Annotated in this window: 17 protein-coding genes and 1 tRNA gene; 8 read left to right on the top strand and 10 right to left on the bottom strand. The window is 59.9% G+C overall.

What is annotated here, in order from left to right:
• The first annotated feature begins 33 nt into the window (after positions 1-33).
• The 3 genes from PO778_RS09035 to PO778_RS09025 all read left to right on the top strand — a co-directional run bounded on the left by PO778_RS09035 (position 34) and on the right by PO778_RS09025 (position 3621).
• On the top strand, positions 34-1479 hold the full coding sequence (locus tag PO778_RS09035; RefSeq protein ID WP_271439388.1) for a helicase HerA domain-containing protein: 1446 nt from the start codon (positions 34-36) through the stop codon (positions 1477-1479).
• Between the two features lie 127 nt (positions 1480-1606).
• Positions 1607-2617, top strand: coding sequence for an RICIN domain-containing protein (locus PO778_RS09030; protein ID WP_160731606.1), 1011 nt, complete (start codon positions 1607-1609; stop codon positions 2615-2617).
• Entirely contained in the window at positions 2617-3621 is a 1005-nt protein-coding gene (locus PO778_RS09025) for an SH3 domain-containing protein (protein WP_271439387.1), read from the top strand. Before PO778_RS09030 ends, PO778_RS09025 begins: the two co-directional genes overlap by 1 nt.
• Positions 3622-3669: 48 nt before the next feature.
• Here the strand turns inward: PO778_RS09025 and PO778_RS09020 are convergent, their stop codons facing one another.
• Positions 3670-4326 (bottom strand): LuxR C-terminal-related transcriptional regulator, encoded by a 657-nt coding sequence (locus PO778_RS09020; protein WP_271439386.1) that lies wholly within the window; start codon positions 4324-4326, stop codon positions 3670-3672.
• A 43-nt stretch (positions 4327-4369) separates the two neighbouring features.
• Between PO778_RS09020 and PO778_RS09015 the strand changes: the two genes are divergently transcribed.
• Positions 4370-6319, top strand: a complete 1950-nt coding sequence (locus tag PO778_RS09015; RefSeq protein ID WP_271439385.1) for a sensor histidine kinase — start codon at positions 4370-4372, stop codon at positions 6317-6319.
• A 109-nt stretch (positions 6320-6428) separates the two neighbouring features.
• The gene (locus PO778_RS09010; protein WP_271439384.1) at positions 6429-8132 is read left to right on the top strand and encodes a hypothetical protein; all 1704 of its coding nucleotides are present in this window, start codon (positions 6429-6431) and stop codon (positions 8130-8132) included.
• Positions 8133-8214: 82 nt separating this feature from the next.
• On the opposite strand, the gene PO778_RS09005 is transcribed toward PO778_RS09010, so the two are convergent.
• Together PO778_RS09005 and PO778_RS09000 are read right to left on the bottom strand one after the other, a co-directional pair.
• Positions 8215-9303, bottom strand: coding sequence for an acyl-CoA dehydrogenase family protein (locus tag PO778_RS09005; RefSeq protein WP_160731611.1), 1089 nt, complete (start codon positions 9301-9303; stop codon positions 8215-8217).
• Positions 9304-9306: 3 nt separating this feature from the next.
• Complete coding sequence (locus PO778_RS09000) at positions 9307-10503, bottom strand: acyl-CoA dehydrogenase family protein (RefSeq protein WP_271439383.1); 1197 nt, start codon at positions 10501-10503, stop codon at positions 9307-9309.
• Between the two features lie 244 nt (positions 10504-10747).
• On the opposite strand from PO778_RS09000, the gene PO778_RS08995 reads away from it, so the two are divergent.
• Positions 10748-12937 (top strand): TonB-dependent receptor, encoded by a 2190-nt coding sequence (locus PO778_RS08995; RefSeq protein ID WP_271439382.1) that lies wholly within the window; start codon positions 10748-10750, stop codon positions 12935-12937.
• Positions 12938-12962: 25 nt separating this feature from the next.
• On the opposite strand, the gene PO778_RS08990 is transcribed toward PO778_RS08995, so the two are convergent.
• Positions 12963-13052 (bottom strand) — tRNA-Ser (locus tag PO778_RS08990).
• 207 nt (positions 13053-13259) lie between these two features.
• On the opposite strand from PO778_RS08990, the gene PO778_RS08985 reads away from it, so the two are divergent.
• Positions 13260-14114 (top strand): DUF1134 domain-containing protein, encoded by an 855-nt coding sequence (locus PO778_RS08985; RefSeq protein WP_271439381.1) that lies wholly within the window; start codon positions 13260-13262, stop codon positions 14112-14114.
• Positions 14115-14215: 101 nt separating this feature from the next.
• Positions 14216-15391: an amino acid aminotransferase gene (locus PO778_RS08980; RefSeq protein WP_271439380.1), complete on the top strand. Its 1176-nt coding sequence runs from the start codon at positions 14216-14218 to the stop codon at positions 15389-15391.
• Here PO778_RS08980 and PO778_RS08975 read toward each other — a convergent pair whose 3' ends face one another.
• The 6 genes from PO778_RS08975 to PO778_RS08950 all read right to left on the bottom strand — a co-directional run bounded on the left by PO778_RS08975 (position 15392) and on the right by PO778_RS08950 (position 19327).
• On the bottom strand, positions 15392-16015 hold the full coding sequence (locus PO778_RS08975; protein WP_271439379.1) for a riboflavin synthase: 624 nt from the start codon (positions 16013-16015) through the stop codon (positions 15392-15394). It lies immediately after the preceding gene.
• A complete protein-coding gene (ribD, locus tag PO778_RS08970) occupies positions 16016-17002 on the bottom strand; it encodes a bifunctional diaminohydroxyphosphoribosylaminopyrimidine deaminase/5-amino-6-(5-phosphoribosylamino)uracil reductase RibD (RefSeq protein ID WP_271440017.1) in 987 nt (328 codons plus the stop codon). It lies immediately after the preceding gene.
• A complete protein-coding gene (locus PO778_RS08965; protein ID WP_271439378.1) occupies positions 16992-17366 on the bottom strand; it encodes a hypothetical protein in 375 nt (124 codons plus the stop codon). The genes ribD and PO778_RS08965 overlap by 11 nt, the downstream gene beginning before the upstream one ends.
• Before the next feature lie 163 nt (positions 17367-17529).
• Positions 17530-18252 carry a M48 family metallopeptidase gene (locus PO778_RS08960; protein WP_271439377.1) on the bottom strand — a complete coding sequence of 241 codons (723 nt, stop codon included), beginning with the start codon at positions 18250-18252 and terminating at the stop codon, positions 17530-17532.
• Positions 18249-18707 (bottom strand): YcgN family cysteine cluster protein, encoded by a 459-nt coding sequence (locus tag PO778_RS08955; protein ID WP_160731629.1) that lies wholly within the window; start codon positions 18705-18707, stop codon positions 18249-18251. Before PO778_RS08955 ends, PO778_RS08960 begins: the two co-directional genes overlap by 4 nt.
• Positions 18695-19327 (bottom strand): SCO family protein, encoded by a 633-nt coding sequence (locus PO778_RS08950; protein ID WP_160731630.1) that lies wholly within the window; start codon positions 19325-19327, stop codon positions 18695-18697. Before PO778_RS08950 ends, PO778_RS08955 begins: the two co-directional genes overlap by 13 nt.
• Positions 19328-19330 lie beyond the last annotated feature (3 nt).

The raw sequence follows: 19330 nt of genomic DNA, 5'->3' as shown, positions 1-19330 counted from the left end.
GGGCGTTGATGCTGCGCACGCTATCCAGCCAGTGTGAACACCGAAATCATTATCGGCGAAGACCGCACCGGCAAACCGATTCGCATCGACATGGAAGAGCTGCTTGCCACCCGTTTGTTGGTGCAGGGCAATAGCGGCTCGGGCAAATCGCATTTGCTGCGGCGGCTACTGGAAGAAAGCGCCGACATGGTGCAGCAGGTGATCATCGATCCGGAAGGTGACTTCACGTCGCTGGCGGACCTGTTCCCGCATATCGTGATCGACGGCTCGGCGCATTCGGTGGGCGAGATCGAGGCGCTGGCACGCCGCGTCCGCGAACACCGTGCCTCGGTTGTTCTGGCTCTCGAAGGGCTCGATGTCGAACAGCAGATACGGTGTGCTGCCCAGTTCATCGCGGCGCTGTTTGATGCCCCGCGCGAACACTGGTTCCCGGCGCTGGTCGTGGTCGACGAAGCGCAAATGTTCGCGCCAGCCGTATCAGGCGAAATCAGTGAAGAGACGCGCAGGCTGTCGCTGAACGCGATGACAAACCTGATGTGCCGAGGGCGCAAACGCGGTCTGGCAGGCATCGTGGCAACGCAGCGGCTGGCGAAGCTGGCCAAGAATGTCGCGGCAGAGGCGTCCAATTTCCTTATGGGGCGTACATTCCTGGACATCGACATGATCCGCGCCGCAGACTTGCTAGGGATGGAGCGGCGGCAGGCCGAGCAGATCCGCGATCTGGAACGGGGCAGCTTTCTGGGTCTGGGGCCTGCGATCACCCGCCGTCCGTTGTCGATCCGGGTGGGATCCACCCGCACCGGAGCAAAATCCAACAGCAGCGGGTTGATGCCGTTGCCGACCGCCAAGCCGGACGAAATGGAGGCGCTGCTTCACGCCGAGTTGGAGGAAGCGGCTGCGCCTGCTGTGGAGCGGCCACTGCCTCCGCCTCCGCCGGAACCGATTTCGCGGAACATGGAAATCCTCGACGAACCGGCCCCGTCAGAACCCGCAGAAATGCCCGGAACCAAAGGTCCGAGCCAGCAGAATATTGCCGCAGAGGTTCTCGCGAAAATGGCATCGGACCCGTCCAGTCCGTTCCAGTCATCATCCCAGCTGTTCCAATCGTTCCAGATGCAGTGCCGCGCCGCCGGTGCGTTTGCGTCGGGCATCGACATGGAACAGTTTCGCCGCCGGTTCTCGATCGCCATTGCCGGGCTAGAGCGGCTGGAAGAGCGCCACCGCGAAACCGCGCTGGGCATGGCCGCAAATGTCGAAAGCGATATCCTGGCGCCCTATCTGGTGATCATCCGTTCGGCGCTTGAGGGGCGGACTGCCCCCGATCAGGATGAGCTTGCCGCTGCCTACGGAACCAGTTCACCGGGCCGCATCCGGCGGCTGCTCGATCATCTCGAAAGTCTGGGTCTGATTGTCATTCGCGAGGAGTATGGCGGCGGGCGCACGCTAATGGTCCCCGGTATCGAAGAGGCCAGCGCTTAGTAGGATCGGGTTCGGCAAAAGTACCGGATTGCCGCCCCTGCCTGCCCCTTCCAATTGGGGCATCCACCCCATGTCATCCCGCCCCTTAAACCGCCATCAATCTGGCATGGTTTTGAGGGGTGATTCGATGATTTCAGCATTTCGTGCCGTGTTACTGCAGACGCGCTTGGCGTTGGCGGCGCTGTTTATTTCCTTTCTCGTCGCTGCGCCGGCAGCCGCGCAGGTGCCCGCAGATCTGAGGACCTTCGAGGAAATTTCCCCGATGGCTCCGCTGCCGATCGACGGGGTGTGGAGGTTGCAGGAACTCAATCGGCAGGTTCTGATCGAAAACGGTCACGTGATAGCCATGGAAGAATGGAACCACATGTTTTTGTGGACGGTGGAGCGCGGCATGGTGACTAGCACCGATTTACGCCAGACCGGTCCCAGCAGCTTTTCTGCCTACGATGCGTTGCTGAAACGCACCATGCAATGGACCGTACGTGAAGACGGCATCATCGTTGCAAGCGGCGGGAACGGGCTGCTTGACCCCAAATTCACGCTCTCTCCTATTGAGCTGGCTTATCCGGCCGCGTTCGAGGAACTTCGTGCGGGCCAGTATAATCCGGCGCCGGAATTGCCGGGCCCATTGCCCCCTCCGGCCATCCAGCCTGGACCTCAGCCAGTTCCGCTGCCAGGCCCGCCCCCCGGCCTGACAGTGGAACCCCAGCGCCCTGAACCGCTTGATCTGGACATCAGCATCACTGGTCCGATCCAAAATGGCGCGGGCAAGTGTCTCGATCTGCATGGCCCGGATGCCACGAAGCAGGGCGGCAAGGTCCAGGTCTGGAACTGCCTCGGCGGTGCCAACCAGCGTTTCCTGTATCTGGAAGATGACGGGCTGATCCTCACTGCCAGCGGTATGTGTCTGGAAGCTGTCGGGTCAGGCGACGGCGCAGCTGTGCAGGCGTTTGGATGCGACGGGAACAGTGCGCAGCTATGGACGGTGGTGCGTGTCCCGCTGGTCGGTACGGCTATCCGGCACAATGCGACTATGAAATGTCTCGATGCCGATGCAGCAGGGGCCAGCAATAATGGCGGGGTGGTTCAGCTATGGGAATGCAACATGGCACCGCATCAGCAATGGTCAGTTGAATAATGCAGTCGCGCATTCTTTTGGCGGTGTTCGCTGGCTGCGCAGCGCTGATCGTCTCTGCACCCGCGCAGGCCGGATCAAAGCACCGTCCGGTGCAACTGGTAAAATGCGATGAACCCATTGGCTCGGCGGCGATCATAGAAGGTGATGCGCGCAGCTGGGTGGACAAGAAGCTGGGCAGCCCCAAGGCGCTGATTACCGCATTGGCCCAGCAGTCAGGCTGTTTTTCTGGTTTCGATCCTTCGACCGGGGAAAGAGCCGATTTCCTGCTCTCGATCGTAGCGGGGGACCAGGTGGAAGTTGCAACAGCGACCAGCCTTAACTCAGACCGGATGGCGACTGCCGCCGCCATCGCACAGAACAGCGGCCGCGGTGCAGGGCTGGGCACCGTAGGCGATGTTGCGGGTATGATTCCGCTTGCGGGCGCAGTGATGAACGGCCTCGCCGGAATGGTTGGCATCGGGAAGAAGAAGACCGTGGTCACCGGACTAACTCTTTCCAGCACGCTGGATGGCCAGCCCATTGCCGCCGGCACCGGGCTGGTGCAGCAGACAAAACTGAAATTCCACGATGATGATGACGACGCGATGGCGCGCCTGCCCGAAGGCTACTGGATGACCGGCGTGGAGGCGGCGACAAACGGCCTGCATTATACGAAGAAAGAAGACGGCCGGGAAATGGTGCACGGCTTCGTCATGGCATTTAACAATCTCGTGTCGCAGGCGCGCGCGATGGGTGTCGGGCAGATCGAAGAGCCGCCGCCAGTTGAGGAATTCGCTGAAGCCGCCGACGAGATCATCGAGGTCAACCCCGATCCCGAACCGGTAGTTGTAAGGGTCGCGGCACCCTCTGCGTTATATCTCGAACCGGATCGGACAGCCGAGGAAGTCCGGGCAATCCGCCCCGGTAACGAATTGACCGTAATCGGCGGGCTGGAGGGTATTTTTCTGCCCGTGCGCGATCCGTACGGTGTCCTCGGCTGGGTCTCCGTCGAAGATCTTGAATAGGGTACGCGCTGTGGGGAGCGAAATTCCCGGCGGATTGGCTGGCGGCGTCTATTGGCTGCTGTTTGGATCAATCAGCCCTTCGCGCAGGGCAAAGGCGATCAGTTCAGCGGCGGAATGCGCCCCGGTTTTGCCCATCACGCTGGTCCGATGCCTGTCGACTGTCTTGATGCTGATGCCTAAAGTTTCGCCAATTTCGCGATTTGTCCGGCCGGCAACCACCTGGTTGAGAACCTGCCTCTCGCGGGTGGTCAGCGGTTCCGCCTCGCTTGCGGTTTCCAGCAGCTTTGCAAACCGGCTGCACACCACGCGCGCACCTTCCAGAATGCGCGGTACTGCGCGGGTCATTTCGCCCAGATCGTCGGATTTGCAGAAGATACCGTCAGCCCCGGTCGCAACCAGTTCTGCAATTTTCCCGCTGGCTTCGACACCTGTCAGAATGACGACTTTCGTTTCAGGCGACCAGCGGCGCGCCTCCAGCAGAACTTCGGTGCCGCCCGCATGAGGCATCGTCACGTCAAGCATGAGCAATTCGGGACGATGCTGGCGCACGGCCCTGATCGCCTCGATCCCGTTTTCGACCTCTTCGCAGATTTCGATGGTCTGGCCATCCATAGCGTCCGGATCGCTCAAAGTGGCAGACAGGGCGCTGCGAACAATCGCATGGTCGTCCGCGATAATCGCGCGATGTGGCCTGCCAAAGCTCATGATGATTGTCCCTGTTTGATTGGGGGGGTAGCATAACTTCCCGATGACCAGAAGATACCTCTTGCTGGCGCTGCGGCTATTGGCAGTTTTGAACGTTGCGGCGTTCAGTGCGGGGCAGGTTGCTGCCTCGGACATGCCCGGTGTGGTCGCAGTTGTGCCCGGGCAATCGGTGGAGCGGATCGACCGCGATGCCGTATATCTGCTGGCTCCGTCAGGCACGCCGATGAATGCAGCGCAGGCGCTTGCCGCGTTGGATGCGGGCGACTTCAGCAAGGAGGTGCCAAGCGAGAGCGGCGCATCATTGCTCGAACGTGACCTGTGGATGGCAATCGCGTTGAAGAACACGGCAGGAGACGGGCAGGGCGATATTCGCAGGGTTCTGGGCCTCGGGGGAATTTTCGTCGACTACCCCCGAGTCTACCTTGCCGGAGACGGGGTGACGCCGACCGAGATACTGGGAACCAAGGCGGGGGAGGGGCAGCCGCTGGTGCCGCGCTATTTCACCTATATCCGCACACAAAGCTTCGACCTTTCGCCCGGCGCGACACGCATTGCACTGATAAACACTCATCTTAATGACCGCCCGACGCTTGGCGTTTTCCGGGAAGGCGAGCTTGGCAGCAGGCAGATCATCGCCACCTTGATCAAGGCCAGTTTTACCCTGACCCTGCTGGTGATCGGGATCGTGCTTGCCGTCATCTCGATACTTACGCGCCGCTGGCTCAGTTTCTTTGTTGCGATCGGTTTCGGCTTTGTGATGATCCAGGTTGATACTTCGCTTTATTCGACTGCGTTTGCGAGCACACCGCAGACCGGACGGATGGTGTGGGAAATCATGACCGTGTCGCTGATTTTCTACCTTTATTACGTGTTCCTGTTCGCCTGTCAGGAGACGCTAAGCTTGCGAAAGTATCCGTGGCTTGGCGTTATCGCGATCCTGTTGCCGCTGCCGCTGATCTGGATTGCAATCAATTCGGATGCGACGACCGACATAATCTGGGCCGTTTACATCGCACTCATTCTCCATGCTGTCACAATCGGAATGAAGCTGGATATCGATCCGAATTTGCGGCGTTTGACGATGATCCTGCTGCTGCTTTGTGTGGCGGCAGCGATCCTGGTTGAACCCTATTATCTAGGCCGGACGCTGCCCGATTTGACGGTCGAATATATCCGGGATGCGATCCGTCTCACCGCAGGCTTCGCAATGTTGATCGTCGTTCTGGTCGACGTTCGGCGCAGCAGTGCAGAGCGCGTGCGGCTGGCGAATGAAAAGCTGGCGGCAATGAGAACACAGGCCGAAACCAATCAGCGCCTGCTGGATATGGAGCGCAGTTATTCCCGCGCGCGAGAGGCCGCCACGCGGCGCAAGCATCAACTGGCCGCAGCCAGCCATGACATCCGTCAGCCTCTCTTGGGACTACGTTCAGCACTCAACAACGAGTCTGGCAGCCTGTCGACCGGGTTGCAGGCCCGGCTGGGCGAGGCAATCGACTATCTCGAACATCTAACGAATGAATACAGCGACCGTGAGGACTCGGTTGCAGCGCCGATGAAGCCTGATGAAGCCTATTCTCTGGACCTGATCGTCAGGGCGGTCGGCGACATGTTCGGCAGCGAAGCGCAGGCGGCTGGCATAGCCTTCACAGCGGCCTCCACCGATTGCCAAACAGACATTCCGGCGCTGGCGCTGATCCGTGCGACCAGCAATCTGGTTGCCAACGCCCTGCGTCATGCACAGGCGAGCACGATCACACTGACTGTCGAGCATCAGGATGGCTGTGTAATTACCGTGCGCGATGACGGTCAGGGCATGGATGAAGCCACGCTCTCTGCGGTCCAGACAAGGGGCACAAAGGGAACCGAATCCGATGGGGACGGTCTCGGTCTGGCGATCGTGCATGAACTGGCACATCGCCACGGCTTTACTTTCGAACTGGAATCTTCGCCCGGCCACGGCACGGCTGCGCGGCTAATTCTTTCGAAGGCATGAACAACAGCTAGCCGCTTTTGGGGTATTGCCCCCATTCTGGACAGACCCCTCCAAGCCTAAACAGAATTCACGGAACACCGCCGGACTGGCCAAATCGGTCAGATCATAGATGGGAGTGAAGATTATGATGGCACGGGACTGGAAACTTGCAATTGGCGCGTCGGTATTGACGCTGGCCGCAGTTGCAACGCCTGCGCAGGCACAAGATCAGACTGCACAGGCTGACGCTGCCAATTCGGATGACGGATCCGAGATCGACGGGGCAGCCGCAGGCGCGATTGTGATTGGCGGCGTGGTTTCCGGTTATGCCGCAAGCCAGATGGCCGAATCCTCGGTTGAGGCGATCGCCGAAGGGCGAAACAACCTCGCGAAAAAGTCGCTGGAGAAATTTACCGAGCGCGAACTGGCGCGGAACTCCAATGATGCGCAGGCAAGGAAGCTGGCCAAGAAGCCGAGCAGCCTTCTCGATGTGCAAAAAGCATCCAGTTCGCGGAAGGCCGCCACCAAGGCTGCCCGGCCTGCGAATGTGGCGAACACCGATCTGAATAAGCTGCTCGTCCGTGGTGAAGCGGCGCAGAATGCGCGGGCTGCAAAGGTTGCGGGTTCGGCGGACGAGCTGGCAGATCTTGGCCGCAGGGGCGATGTCAGCAAGGCGGTCCGCCAGAATGCGGCGGTCGCAAAGAAACCCAAGAGCAATATGAGAGTGCGGTTCCGCGATCAGGTCAAGGGGCCCGGCACCGCTTCCGCCCGCGTGGCAGGTTCGGCGGATGAACTTGCCGATCTTACCCGCCGCGGCGACCTGGCAAAGGGCGCGCGATCGGCAAAGATTGCCGGATCTGCTGATGAGCTGGCCGAACTCGGCCGCCGCGCCGACATTGCCAAGGGCACACGCAGGTCTGCGCAGAACGCGGCCAAAGCAGCCAGCGGCGGCGATACCTTCGCGCGGCAATTGCTGAGCCCTAAAGGAGCCAAAGCGGATGTTGCCAAGCTGGTTGCCAAAGGCGATGCAGCGCAAGTCGTCCGGGGAGGGAAGCTGGTCAATGAAGGTCAGTTGATGCGCAATATCGCCGACAAGGGCGGCGACATTTCGAAGATCAACAAGGCAGGCCGGACTGCGCAGGTCGCCCGCGGTGCAGGTGGTTTGAAAGCAGCCTCAACAGCAGGTGATGCGGCGAAAATGGCCAAAGCAGCCAAGACTGCAAAAATGGCAAAAACCGCAAAGACTGCTGCGACAGCCGCCAAGATTGGCAAGGGCGGCAGGGCCGCGCTTGCCGGGACCGGTGTCGGGGCGGTGATAGTCGTCGCCGAAATCGCTGGCACTGAAAGCGTGAAGGCGCTGACCGGCGCCGAGCTTCAGGATCCGGTCAGCACGACTTTCCAGTACGGGGCCGCGATCTTCGACAAGGATGTCACCTTGGGCGATGTCGCGAAGCAGCGGATGGACCATCACAAGGAGAACTTCCGCAAAATTGGCGAAACGCTGACCACCAAGGGCAAGCTGAAAGAAAACCTGAAGGCCTATGGGCAGGAGAAAGGCGAGAAGATCAGCCAGTTTGCGGGCAAGATGGATCAGGCTGACCGCACGGCCCGTGCCGGATTGCAGAATGCGACGGGCGTCAAGGTTGATCGCGTTTCGGACACTAGAGACCGTTACGCGAATGCTCTGGCCGGTGACGACAAGGTCAAGAATGTAACCGCAGTGGCCAAGGACCGGGCAAAACACCACACCGATAACGCCAAGCGCGCGGGCAAGAAGATCGGCTGCGGAATTGGCAATCTGTTCCGCAAGAAAGACAAAGACAAGAAGTGCTAATTGCCTGGCTCGTCAAACCAGCAATGAAAAAGGCCGCGCAGGATTTGTCCCGCGCGGCCTTTTTTACGTCAGTTCAGATTTTTCAGGCAGCTTTGCTCAGTTCGATAAACCGGCTCAGATGCAGGTCGTCATCGCCCAGAACATGGCCCAGCATGGTCATGCGTTTCGCATAATGTGACAGCGGCAATTCCCAGGTCATACCGATGCCGCCGTGCATCTGGATTGCTTCTTCGGCAGCCAGGCGGCCAACCTGACCGATGGAGAATTTTGCCGCAGAGCAATAGCGGTCACGTGTCGCCGTATCCTTGTCGAAATAGGCAGCAGCATTGATCGCGGCGGACCATGCCTGTTCAATTTCCAGCGCCAGCGTTGCCATCCGGTGCTGCAGGGCCTGGAACTTGCCGATTGGGATGCCGAACTGCTTGCGCGTCTTGAGGTAATCGAGAGTGCTGTCACGCAGCACCTCCATCACGCCAACAGCTTCCCAGCTTGTCGCGACGAGACCAGCGGCGATTGCTGCATCGATTGCGCCGGCATCGTCGCTGATCAGCTTTGCCGGTGTGTTCGAGAGAGTCAGTTCACCTGCCGAACCGCCATCGATCAGCGGGTAATCGCGGGTGCTGGCGCCGCTTGCGCCGCGTTCGACAAGGAAGCTGGCCGTGCTGCCATCCATCTCTGCTGTGACAACGATCAGATCGGCGCTGCCGAGATAGTCGACAACACCCTTCTGACCGGTCAGCGCCCAGCCATCGCCTGACTTGGCAGCCGTTGTCGCATCGACCGGACGCCCATCGGCGCTGACTGCTGGATCGTTTGCAAAGGTCAGGATCTTCTCGCCGCTGATCACGCCTTCCAGCGTGTCGGCGTCGCCTGCAGCCTCAAGCACCTTGCCGGCCATCAATGTTGCCAGAAACGGCCCGGTCGAGAGCGCTCGTCCGGCTTCCTTGAATACCACACCAATGTCGAAGGGTGATCCGCCGAAGCCGCCGGCATCTTCGCCGAACAATGCGCCAAGCACGCCCAGTTCAGCCATTCCGTTCCAGACATCGCGGTCGAACCCAGCCTCGCTCGCAATCGCAGCTTCACGAACTTTCCAATCCGCTTTGTCGGCGAAATAACGGGAAAGCGAATCGACCAGCATCTGCCGGTCTTCACCAATTGAGAAATCCATGAATTAAAGCTCCAGTACCGCTTTGGTGATGATTTCGCGCTGCACCTCGTTCGAACCGCCGAAGATCGAGAGCTTGCGATTGTTGAAATATTGGCCGGCAACCGGGGCCGCCCATTCAGGGCCGACGGGTTCGCCATTATAGCCTTCGTCCAGCGCTTCATCGATGAATGGCTGGGCATAGCGACCGGCAGCGCGCCGCATCAGGTCGTTCATTTCCTGCCTGATTTCAGTCCCGCGAATTTTCAGCATGGAACTTTCTGCGACCGGGGCATGACCTGCGCCAGCGGCATCGAGCACGCGAAGATTGGTCGTCTTCATATTCTCGAGATCGATTTCAAGCTTGGCGAGACGCGCGGCGTACAGCGGGTCTTCCGACAAGGGCTTGCCATTGCGGTACGTGGTGTTGGCTACCTCTTTCAGACGCTCGAACATGGCGATCGATGCGCCAACGCCTGCGATGTTCGTCCGCTCGTAGGTGAGCAGATACTTCGCGTAGGTCCAGCCCTTGTTCTCTTCGCCGACCAGGTTTTCGACCGGTACTTTGACATCGGTGAAGAACACTTCGTTCACCTCTGCATCGCCGTCCAGCAGCTTGATCGGACGCACTTCGATGCCCGGTGTTTTCATGTCGATCAGCAGGAAAGAAATGCCTTCCTGACGTTTGCCTTCATTGCTGGTCCGCACGAGGCAGAAAATCCAGTCGGCGTGCTGACCCAGCGTGGTCCAGGTCTTCTGCCCGTTGACGATGTAGTGATCGCCTTCGCGCACAGCCTGCGTTTTAAGGCTGGCAAGGTCGGAACCTGCGCCCGGTTCGGAATAACCCTGACACCACCAGTCGGTGCCGTCCAGAATACGCGGAAGGTAATGGCGGCATTGCTCTTCGCTGCCGTATTTGATCAGCACCGGGGCCAGCATCGAAGTGCCAAACGGGACGATGCGCGGAGCGTGGGCGATCGCGGTTTCCAGTTCGAAGATGAAGCGCTGCATCACGCTCCATCCGGTGCCGCCCCATTCTTCGGGCCAGTGATTGGCCAGCCAGCCACGCTCGTGCAGGATCGCGTGCCATTCTTCCATGTCTTCTTTCGACAGTCGCTGTCCGGTGCGAACCTTGTTCGCCAGACGCGGAGGAAGCTTGTCGTTCAGGAAGGTCCTGACCTCCTCGCGAAAAGTTTCGTCTTCGGGGCTAAAATCCAGATCCATTGATAGTGCCTTTCCATCTCCATCTCGCGCCATAGCGCGATTCCCGCAGGAGCCTAGACCATCGGCACGCGTGTTCACAGAGAGTTCCGAGCACAAGGTGTTGCAAAAAACTGAGCAAATATGGTCTGGCAAGCTTACCAGGCAGTCAGGCGCAAGCTATTCGCGCGCACCCCCATCCAATCAATTTCGGACTATCATCATGAATTTTGTCGCTTTTGCGGGCTGTGCGTCATGCATTGCCGTCATGTCTTCGAGTGCTTCGGCACAAGAGCCCGGCTCGGCATCGGACGCTGCAATTACCGTTACCGCGACCCGGCAGGCCGCCCCCATCGAGGCTGTGCCAATGTCGATTGCGGTGATCGATGCAGCGCAGCTTGGAAAAGCGATCGGTTATCTCGGGGCGGAAGACATCACCGATCTGCTCCCGGGGGTTGAGGCAGCCGTGGCAAACGGATCGCAAGTGGCCTTCCAGATCCGCGGTATCGGTGCGGTGGATCATCAGGCTCTGACCCCGACCGCAGCCGCCGTGTATTCCGACGGTGTCTATCTGGCGACAAACGTCCAGACCGGAGCGCTGCTGTACGATCTTGAGCGGGTGGAGGTGCTGAAGGGGCCGCAAGGCTCTCTCTACGGGCGAAATGCATCGGGCGGTGCGATTAATCTGATCAGCCGCAGACCCACAGAAGAAACAGAGGGATTTATCGAACTTGGCTACGGCAATTTCGAACGGTTCGATGCCAATCTTGCCATAGGCGGAGGATTGGCTGACGGTCTCTCTGCACGTCTGGCGGCGAAATACCTCAAACGCGGCCCGGTTCTGAACAATGTCGCAGGGCCAAGTGAAGCTGGTGGTGAGCGGGACGAATTCGGGCTCCGCCTGTCGGCATTGCTCGACCGAGGCGGTGCAAGCCTCCTCCTGCGCGCCCATTATGAGGCGGATAACGGGATCAATCCCACGCCGCGCAACGATGCGCTGGAACTTGGCCAACACCAGATCGCGAGCGCGGGTGACGGGGTGCAGGATACTCGGAATGCGTTCTACGGCGTGTCAGCTGAATTCGAAACGGACCTGGCGGGGTGGGAGATTTTCTCGCTCACCGCATTTGAGGGCTACCGGCAGAATTACGGCTTCGATTTCGATGGCACGGTGGCGCCGTTCGGGATCGGCTCTCTGAATGCCAACCTATCCTACGACCGCGATTTCACCCAACTGTCCAACGAAACCCGGGTGCTGCGCCGCACGGCATGGGGCAGCGTGATGTTTGGCGGTTCGGCGGCATACGAGAAGTTCGATCAGCGGTACACGATCTGGTGCGGCGAACTGGACGCTGAAACATTGATCGGAAGCTGCAACTATGTCGGGGCACCGGGCCGTGTAGGGCCCGATCCAGCCAGCGATGCCGCCCCGTCGACGCTGGTCACAGATATTGCGCAAGAACGCACCGCATTGGCGTTGTTCTCGTTCAACGAGATCGACCTTACCGGCAGGCTTTCTCTGACCCTTGGAGCCCGGCTGACTGCCGAGAACATTCAGGGGGAAGGGCAGGGATTTCACGTGTTCACCGACGGCGTGCGGGCACTTAACAACCGCGACGGTGCCGGTCCGGCGGCCGGGTCAAACCGAATCAGGGACACACGCCTCAGCGGAAACGCCGCGCTGAGCTATCGCACGGGGAACGGGCAAGCCTATGCCTCGGTATCCAATGGCTACAAATCAGGCGGTTTCAACGGAGAGGTCGCCAACAATGCGGCGCATTATTCGGATGAAGGGCTGTTCAGGCAAGAAACGGTGACCGCTTACGAACTTGGCTACAAGAGTTCCGGTTCGCCGGTATTGGCTTACTCGCTGGCGGCTTTTTACCAGGACTACGACAATCCGCAGGCGCGAATTTTCGTCCAGTTCCCGCTGCCGGACGGATCGACCATCGTTTCCAATTCACTGTCCAATCTCGACCGCGCAGAATCATACGGGGTCGAAGCTGACGTGAAATGGCGGCCGATCAATGGCCTGAAGCTTGATGCAGGTGCCGTCTGGAACCGCACCCGCATCCGTCAGCAAAGCGCCATTGGCGGCAATGCTGCCTTGTTCGATGGAAACCCGCTGCCGTTCGCGCCCGAATTTTCCGCGGTTATGGGTGCTTCCTATCGATCGACCCTGTCGCAGGCGCTTGAACTGGATGTCAGCGCCAATGGCAAATACCGCAGCGCATATTTTCTGGACGCGGAAGGGCTGGATACCAGAAAGCAAAACGGCTTTCTCACGGCGCAGGCGCAATTGTCGCTTCGGTTTGTTGGGAGCGGGACTGCGATCACGTTTTGGGGCCGCAACCTGACCGGCAGGGACTACGCGCTCTCCGGCTATGGTTTCATCGGATACAACACCTTCCGCTCCGACCCGCGCACTTACGGGGTGAAGGTGAGCCATAGTTTCTAGGCTCGCCGTGCAGACGAAAGGGAAGTGGCGGAGACGGAGGGATTCGAACCCTCGATAGGATTACTCCTATGGTTCCTTAGCAGGGAACTGGTTTCAACCACTCACCCACGTCTCCGGAACGCAGCTAGCTGCGGAGGCGCGCTATAACGAGGGTCTTTGGGCGCGGCAAGTGGTCCATTGAGAAAGCTGAAAATCGTTCGTCCACCCTCAGCACAGACTCGGTTCGCCGCAATTCCGATTCGCTTCGCCGCCGGTTCATTGCTGCTTCAGGCGCAAAGGACTCTGTTGGAGACTGAATCAATTCGTGCGGTCTGGAGGGATCATGAGCATCGCGGCACAGGTACAATCCCGGTTTCAACAGGCTTTTCTGGCCGCATTGGCGGCGGCTGCTGTCATCGCCAGCCCCGTAAACGCGCAACAAATCGAAACCGTCGATCCTTCGGAAGCCATCGACGGCGATCTTGTTGAACAGCCCGGCGACCAGCCGGTCTATACCGATGAGAGCGGTTATGAATTCGCGCAGGAGCCGCCAGCAAGTGCGCCCGATTCTGGCGCGGACACAGGCACGGCGTCCGATACGGGCACGGTGTACAACAGCGCCCCAACCTGGGCCGACCCGGTGGTAACCTCCGATGATGCATCGGAAGCTGCTTCACAGGCATCGGAAACGCCGGCCATCGCGGCTGCGCAAGGCGATACCTACAAGGAAGACGACCTGATCGGCGCAGCCGAAGGCGTGTTCGGCAAAGGCGCGGAGGGCGTTGCGCGCCTGATTCAGGATCTGCTGAAAAAGCAGGGCGAACCAAACGCCTATATCGTGGGCCGTGAGGCGGGCGGCGCCTTTATCGTGGGTGCGCGCTATGGTTCGGGCACTCTTTATCACAAGGTGGAGGGGCAGCGCCCGGTTTACTGGACGGGGCCGTCGATCGGCATCGATGCAGGGGCCAATGCCGGCAATACCTTTGTTCTGGTCTATAATCTTTACGACAGTGAAGAACTGTACAAGCGTTACCCGGCCGGTGAAGGCCAGGCCTATGTCGTGGGCGGGCTGACGGCCAGTTACATGCGCAAGGGCGATGTGGTCCTGATACCGATTCGCGTGGGTGCTGGTCTGCGGCTTGGCATCAACGCCGGTTATATGAAGTTTTCCAAGAAGCAGCGCTGGCTGCCCTTCTGATCGCACGGGAAAATGCAGCCTGACGGTCTGCAAGAAAATCTGACGCTGGAAAGGCGCACTTAAATCTTGCGACTATAGGCCGCCCTCGGCATGGGGGGACCATGCTCGAGAAACTCCAACCCCAATCGCCCGACGCGCTGCTTGCGCTGATCAAGCTTTATGCCGCTGACGAACGTGCGGACAAGATCGACCTTGGCGTCGGTGTGTATCGCACCGGACAGGGCGACACGCCTGTATTTGCAGCAATCAAGGCGGCAGAGGCCAGGCTGGTCGAAGAACAGGATAGCAAGAGCTATCTCGGCCCGGAGGGCGATCTGGGCTTCGTCCATGCACTCATGCCGTATATTTTCGGCAAAGATGCGACCATGGGCGGCCGGATCGAAGGGATGCAGACGCCCGGAGGCACCGGCGCTGTGCGCCTCGCAGTGGCTGTCGCGCAAAAGGCCGGAGTGAAGACCATCCACATGGGCGTGCCCAGCTGGCCCAACCATGCGCAGATTTTCTCCGACGTTGCTCTCGAAGTGCGAACTTTCGAGCACGCGAACGAAGACGGCACAGCAAATCTGGAGAACGTCCTGGGCGCGATCCGTACCGCTCAGGAAAATGAAGCCGTGCTGCTTCATGGCTGTTGCCACAACCCGACCGGTATCGACTATACCGATGAACAGTGGGACCAGATCGCTGAAGCACTTTCGCAGAGCAAGGCGCTGGCGATCCTCGACATTGCCTATCAGGGCCTTGGCCGCGGGCTGGAACAAGATGCCTATGGTATTCGCAAGGTTCTGGCCGCAGTTCCGGAGGCCCTGATTGCCTATAGCTGCGACAAGAACTTCGGCATGTACCGCGACCGTGTCGGTGCGCTGTATGTCATGATGAAAGACAGCAGCCTGCTTGATCCCGTGCTTTCGAACCTCAATGCGCTGGCACGGGCCAGCTGGTCGATGCCGCCGGATCATGGCGGTGCAGCGGTGCGCGTTGTCCTGCGCGATGATGCGATGACCGCACTATGGCTGGACGAACTGGAAACGATGCGCACCCGGATGCGGCAGGTACGGGATCATCTCGCGGTTGCCGGTGATGTCGGCACGCTCGATCTGCGTCCGCTTGGCCAGCAGAACGGTCTGTTCGCGGTGCTGCCTTTGAATAAAGACCAGATCCAGCGTCTGCGTGATGAGCACGCGATCTACATGGCGGGGTCGGGCCGGATCAATATTGCCGGGCTACACATGGGCAATATCGAGAAGTTCATCGGCGCGCTGGAAGAAGTGACCAGCTGATCAGGCCTGGTTTCGCAGGCTTTCCATACGCTTGAGATACCGCGCCAGCACGTCGATCTCCAGATTGACCTGGCTGTCCGGAGCCAGCCTGCCGAGAGTGGTCACTTCCCATGTATGGGGAATGATGTTCAGCGCGAAAGTGCAGGAGCCATCGTCATTGTCGGTCACTTCGTTGACCGTTAGCGACACGCCGTCGACGGTGATTGAACCCTTGGGGGCAATATATGCGGCCAGTTCCCTCGGTGCGCGGATTTTCACTGTATGCGAACCGGCGGTTTCGGCGACATCTTCCACTTCGCCAACTGCATCGACGTGACCGGTTACGATATGCCCGCCGAGTTCGTCGCCCAGCTTGAGCGCGGTTTCCAGGTTCAGCTTGCCGCCCGCATCCCACATCGCCCGTGCGGTTTTCGAAACGCTTTCGCCGGATACGTCCACCGCAAACCACGAATTGCCTTTCTCTCCGCCGCGATCGACCACCGTCATGCAGGCGCCGGAACAGGCGATCGACGCGCCGATGGCCATATCCGCCGGGTCGTAAGGACATTCGATCCGGACACGCAGATCACCCAGCTGCTCTGCTGACTGAACGGTGCCGATTGCGGTGACGATCCCGGTAAACATTTACTCTCCTGCGTGAGGTGTTTCGTTAGCGCGCTCATAGGCTTCGTAGGTATCGCTGCCAAGCATACGGCGCTCGGTCATTTTCCACTGTCCATGGGCATCAGCGAGGGCGCCCAGACCGAAATCGCCCAGCGCAGGGATACCGGCACCAAGCAGGATCGGCGCGCGGTATATCTCAAGCCGGTCGACCAGCCCCTCGCGCATGAAAGACGCAGCTGCCTGTCCGCCGCCTTCAAGATAGACATACTGCACCCCGTCCAGCGATGCGATCTGCGCGGGTTCGTTGATAATCTTCACGCCGTCGATGGGCACACCGCGCGTCAGCACAACCCGCTGCGGGCTCCTGTCTTCCAGCCCGTTCAGGCGAACGTCCAGCCGGGGCCTGTCTTTCCGCCATGTGCCGCCGCCAACCAATATGGCATCGGCCATCGCCCGGCGAGAATGCACATGCTGCCGCGCGATCTCGCCTGTAATCCACTGGCTTTCGCCATCAGTGCGGGCGATGAAACCATCCAGAGACATGGCGAGTTTCAACGTAACATGCGGGCGCCCGCGCGCCGCTTTGCAGATATAGCCGGCTAGGCTGTGGTCGGCTTCGTTGCACTGGATATGTTCCGTGCGAATGCCGGCATCGATCAGTGTCTGCGCGCCGGCACCGGAAGTGCGGTGGTCGGGGTCCCTGATGGCATAGACTACCCGCGCTGCACCGGACTGAACCAGGATCGCACTGCATGCAGGCCCGCGGTCTGACTTGTGCGCACACGGCTCCAGCGAAACATAGACAGTCGCGCCGCGTGCATGTTCGCCAGCTTGCGCAAGCGCCATTGCTTCGCCGTGCGGCCTGCCGCCGGGCTGTGTCCAGCCCCGGCCAACCACTTTACCGTCTTTGACGACAATCGCGCCGACCGCCGGGTTGGGCCGGCTCTGCGGCCTGCCGCGCGAACCAAGCCGCGCAGCTGCCGCCAGCCAGCGCCGGTCACTCTGCAGCGTCGCCACCTGTCGTGCCAGCTTCGGAGTCGCCTGAACTGGAATTGCCGGGATCGGACTGACTGGTGCTTGTCTCAGCAGCGGCTTCTTCGCGCGCCTGTTCTTCAGCGGCCTGCCGCTCGATCTCTTCAGGGTCCATCCCGCTTGCACGGGCCAGCGCGCGGTACATTTCCTTGCGCCGTTCTTCGCGGGCAAGGAACTGTGCCTCGCGTTCATCCTTCTTGCGCTGATTTTCGATGTTGGTTTCGATAATCTCTGCATCGGTCCGGTCTGGCGCGAAACTGGTGATGTAAGTCACGGTCGGGCTAGGCGGCGGGCCTCTCACCTCTTCTTCTGTAAACAGATAGAGAAGGCAAAAGGTCATGAGCATCGACACGCCGAGAATTGGCAATCGATACGGCTGCGGGCGGCTGAATTCCCGCCAGAAATCGGCGATCCCGGGCAGGGGATTCAATCTTCTGATAAGGCGCATGGGCTTCATATAGGGTGGCATGGCACTTGGTGCCAGATATTTGCGGAATGCAATGCTATCCGAAGGCGCGATAAAGTGTGCGTCCGTGAAGTTTCAACCAGCCATTTGCCGCGTCGATGTCTCCTTCGAAAATTTCATCCAGGAACCTGTGAAACGCAGGGCTGTGATCGAAATGGACCAAATGGGCAACTTCGTGCGCAACCACTGATCGCCGGACCTCGTTCGGGGCCATAACCAGCCGCCAGTTGATCCGCACCGCGCCGCTTTCAGAACAGCTCCCCCATCGCCGCTGCGCACGCGAAAGTTTCAGTTCTGGTGCGACCTTACCCGCTGCGGAACAATAGTCGGCAAGGTCATAGGTCATCAATTCGATGGCCTGTGCGCGCAGCCATTTTTCCAGCCGACTGGGCAGGCTGGCTTCCGGACCGCCGACCCGAATTCTGGTGCCGTCTATTTGCGGAGCCCGGCCGTGCAGCGGGCTCCAGTCAATGGTCATATGGTCGCCTCGATGGGGAATGGTGCCGCCTGGGCGAGGCGGGGCGGTTCGCTCTGTCTTGGCGTGCTGTGCCTCCAGCCATTCGGTGCGTGAATGGATGAAAGCCATCGCTTCAGATGTTCGCCCCCAGCGAGGCATGGTCAGCCTGACTTCCCTGCCATCGGGGGCCAGGCGAAGAACCATGCGTTTGGCCGACGGGTGGCGCCGGATCGCAACCGGAAGAATTTCTCCGCCGATCTCCACGCTCGGTTTATCGTAGTTTTTTCTGATCCAGTCGATCATTTCGCACCGTCGGATCCGGCATCCCAATCCACCAGATGGTGTTCCAACGGGCCGGCATCAGTTTCGCTAATGACGCGGCCAGCCACGGATACACCGGCATGTTTGACGGTTTCGGGATCGCCGGAAATGAGTGGGTGCCAGTCCTTCAGCGGCTGACCATCAGCCCTCAGACGGTACGCGCAGGTCTTTGGCAGCCAAGGCACATCCTGCACGATCTTCAGCGTCAGGCGCAGGCAGTCAGGAACGAAAGCCTTGCGGTTGCGATAGTCGCGGCATTGGGCCGTCCCGGTATCGAGCAATTTACACGAAACGTTGGTGTCCTCGATCTCGCCGGTGTCTTCATCTTCGATCTTGTGCAGGCAGCAGCGCCCGCAGCCATCGCACAGCGCCTCCCACTCTGCGCGGTCCAGCTGTTCGAGCGGAAGCTCCCAGAATTTCTCTCTCAACGCACCCACTTTGCGAGTTCCGCGGCAACTGCTTCTGGCCCGTCATCTGTCGGCAGCGTGGCAATGGCGTCGCCATCCGGGCTGAACAGATAGGTGATCGTCGTATGATCCATCAGGTACCCGCCACCTTCCGATTCTTCACCGCGGTTGTACTGGACGAAAAAATTTTTTGCCGCCTGTTCTAGCTGCTCAGGCGTGCCCGACAGGCCAATCAGGTTGGGATCGAAATTGTCGGTGAACTCGCGCAGCACCTCTGGCGTGTCGCGCTCCGGATCGACCGAGACAAACAGCGGCTGAATTGTCTCGGCGAGATCCGGATGATCCTTCGCATACAAACTGATCCCGCGAGAGAACCGGCTGACGTCGGTGGGGCAATAGTCCGGGCAATAGGCGTAGCCAAAATAGACCACACGCCATTTTCCGGCATAATCTTCCCATGTGCGGGAAGCACCATTCTCATCCGTCAGTTCGAAACCGCCCTTGATTGCCGAGCCGTAAAGCGGCGCGGATTTCAGCGGCGGCTGGGGCGACTGCGCGGTCTGATCACCGCAGGCGGAAAGCAACAGCCCAGCGGCCAGTACTGCGGTGGGGGCGAAGCGGGCGAAGAATGTTCGAATAGGGTTCGGCATAGC

It is taken from the genome of Pontixanthobacter luteolus, assembly GCF_947494915.1.
Classification (GTDB): Bacteria; Pseudomonadota; Alphaproteobacteria; order Sphingomonadales; family Sphingomonadaceae; genus Pontixanthobacter; species Pontixanthobacter luteolus.
This window is presented reverse-complemented; position numbering and strand designations above follow the sequence as displayed.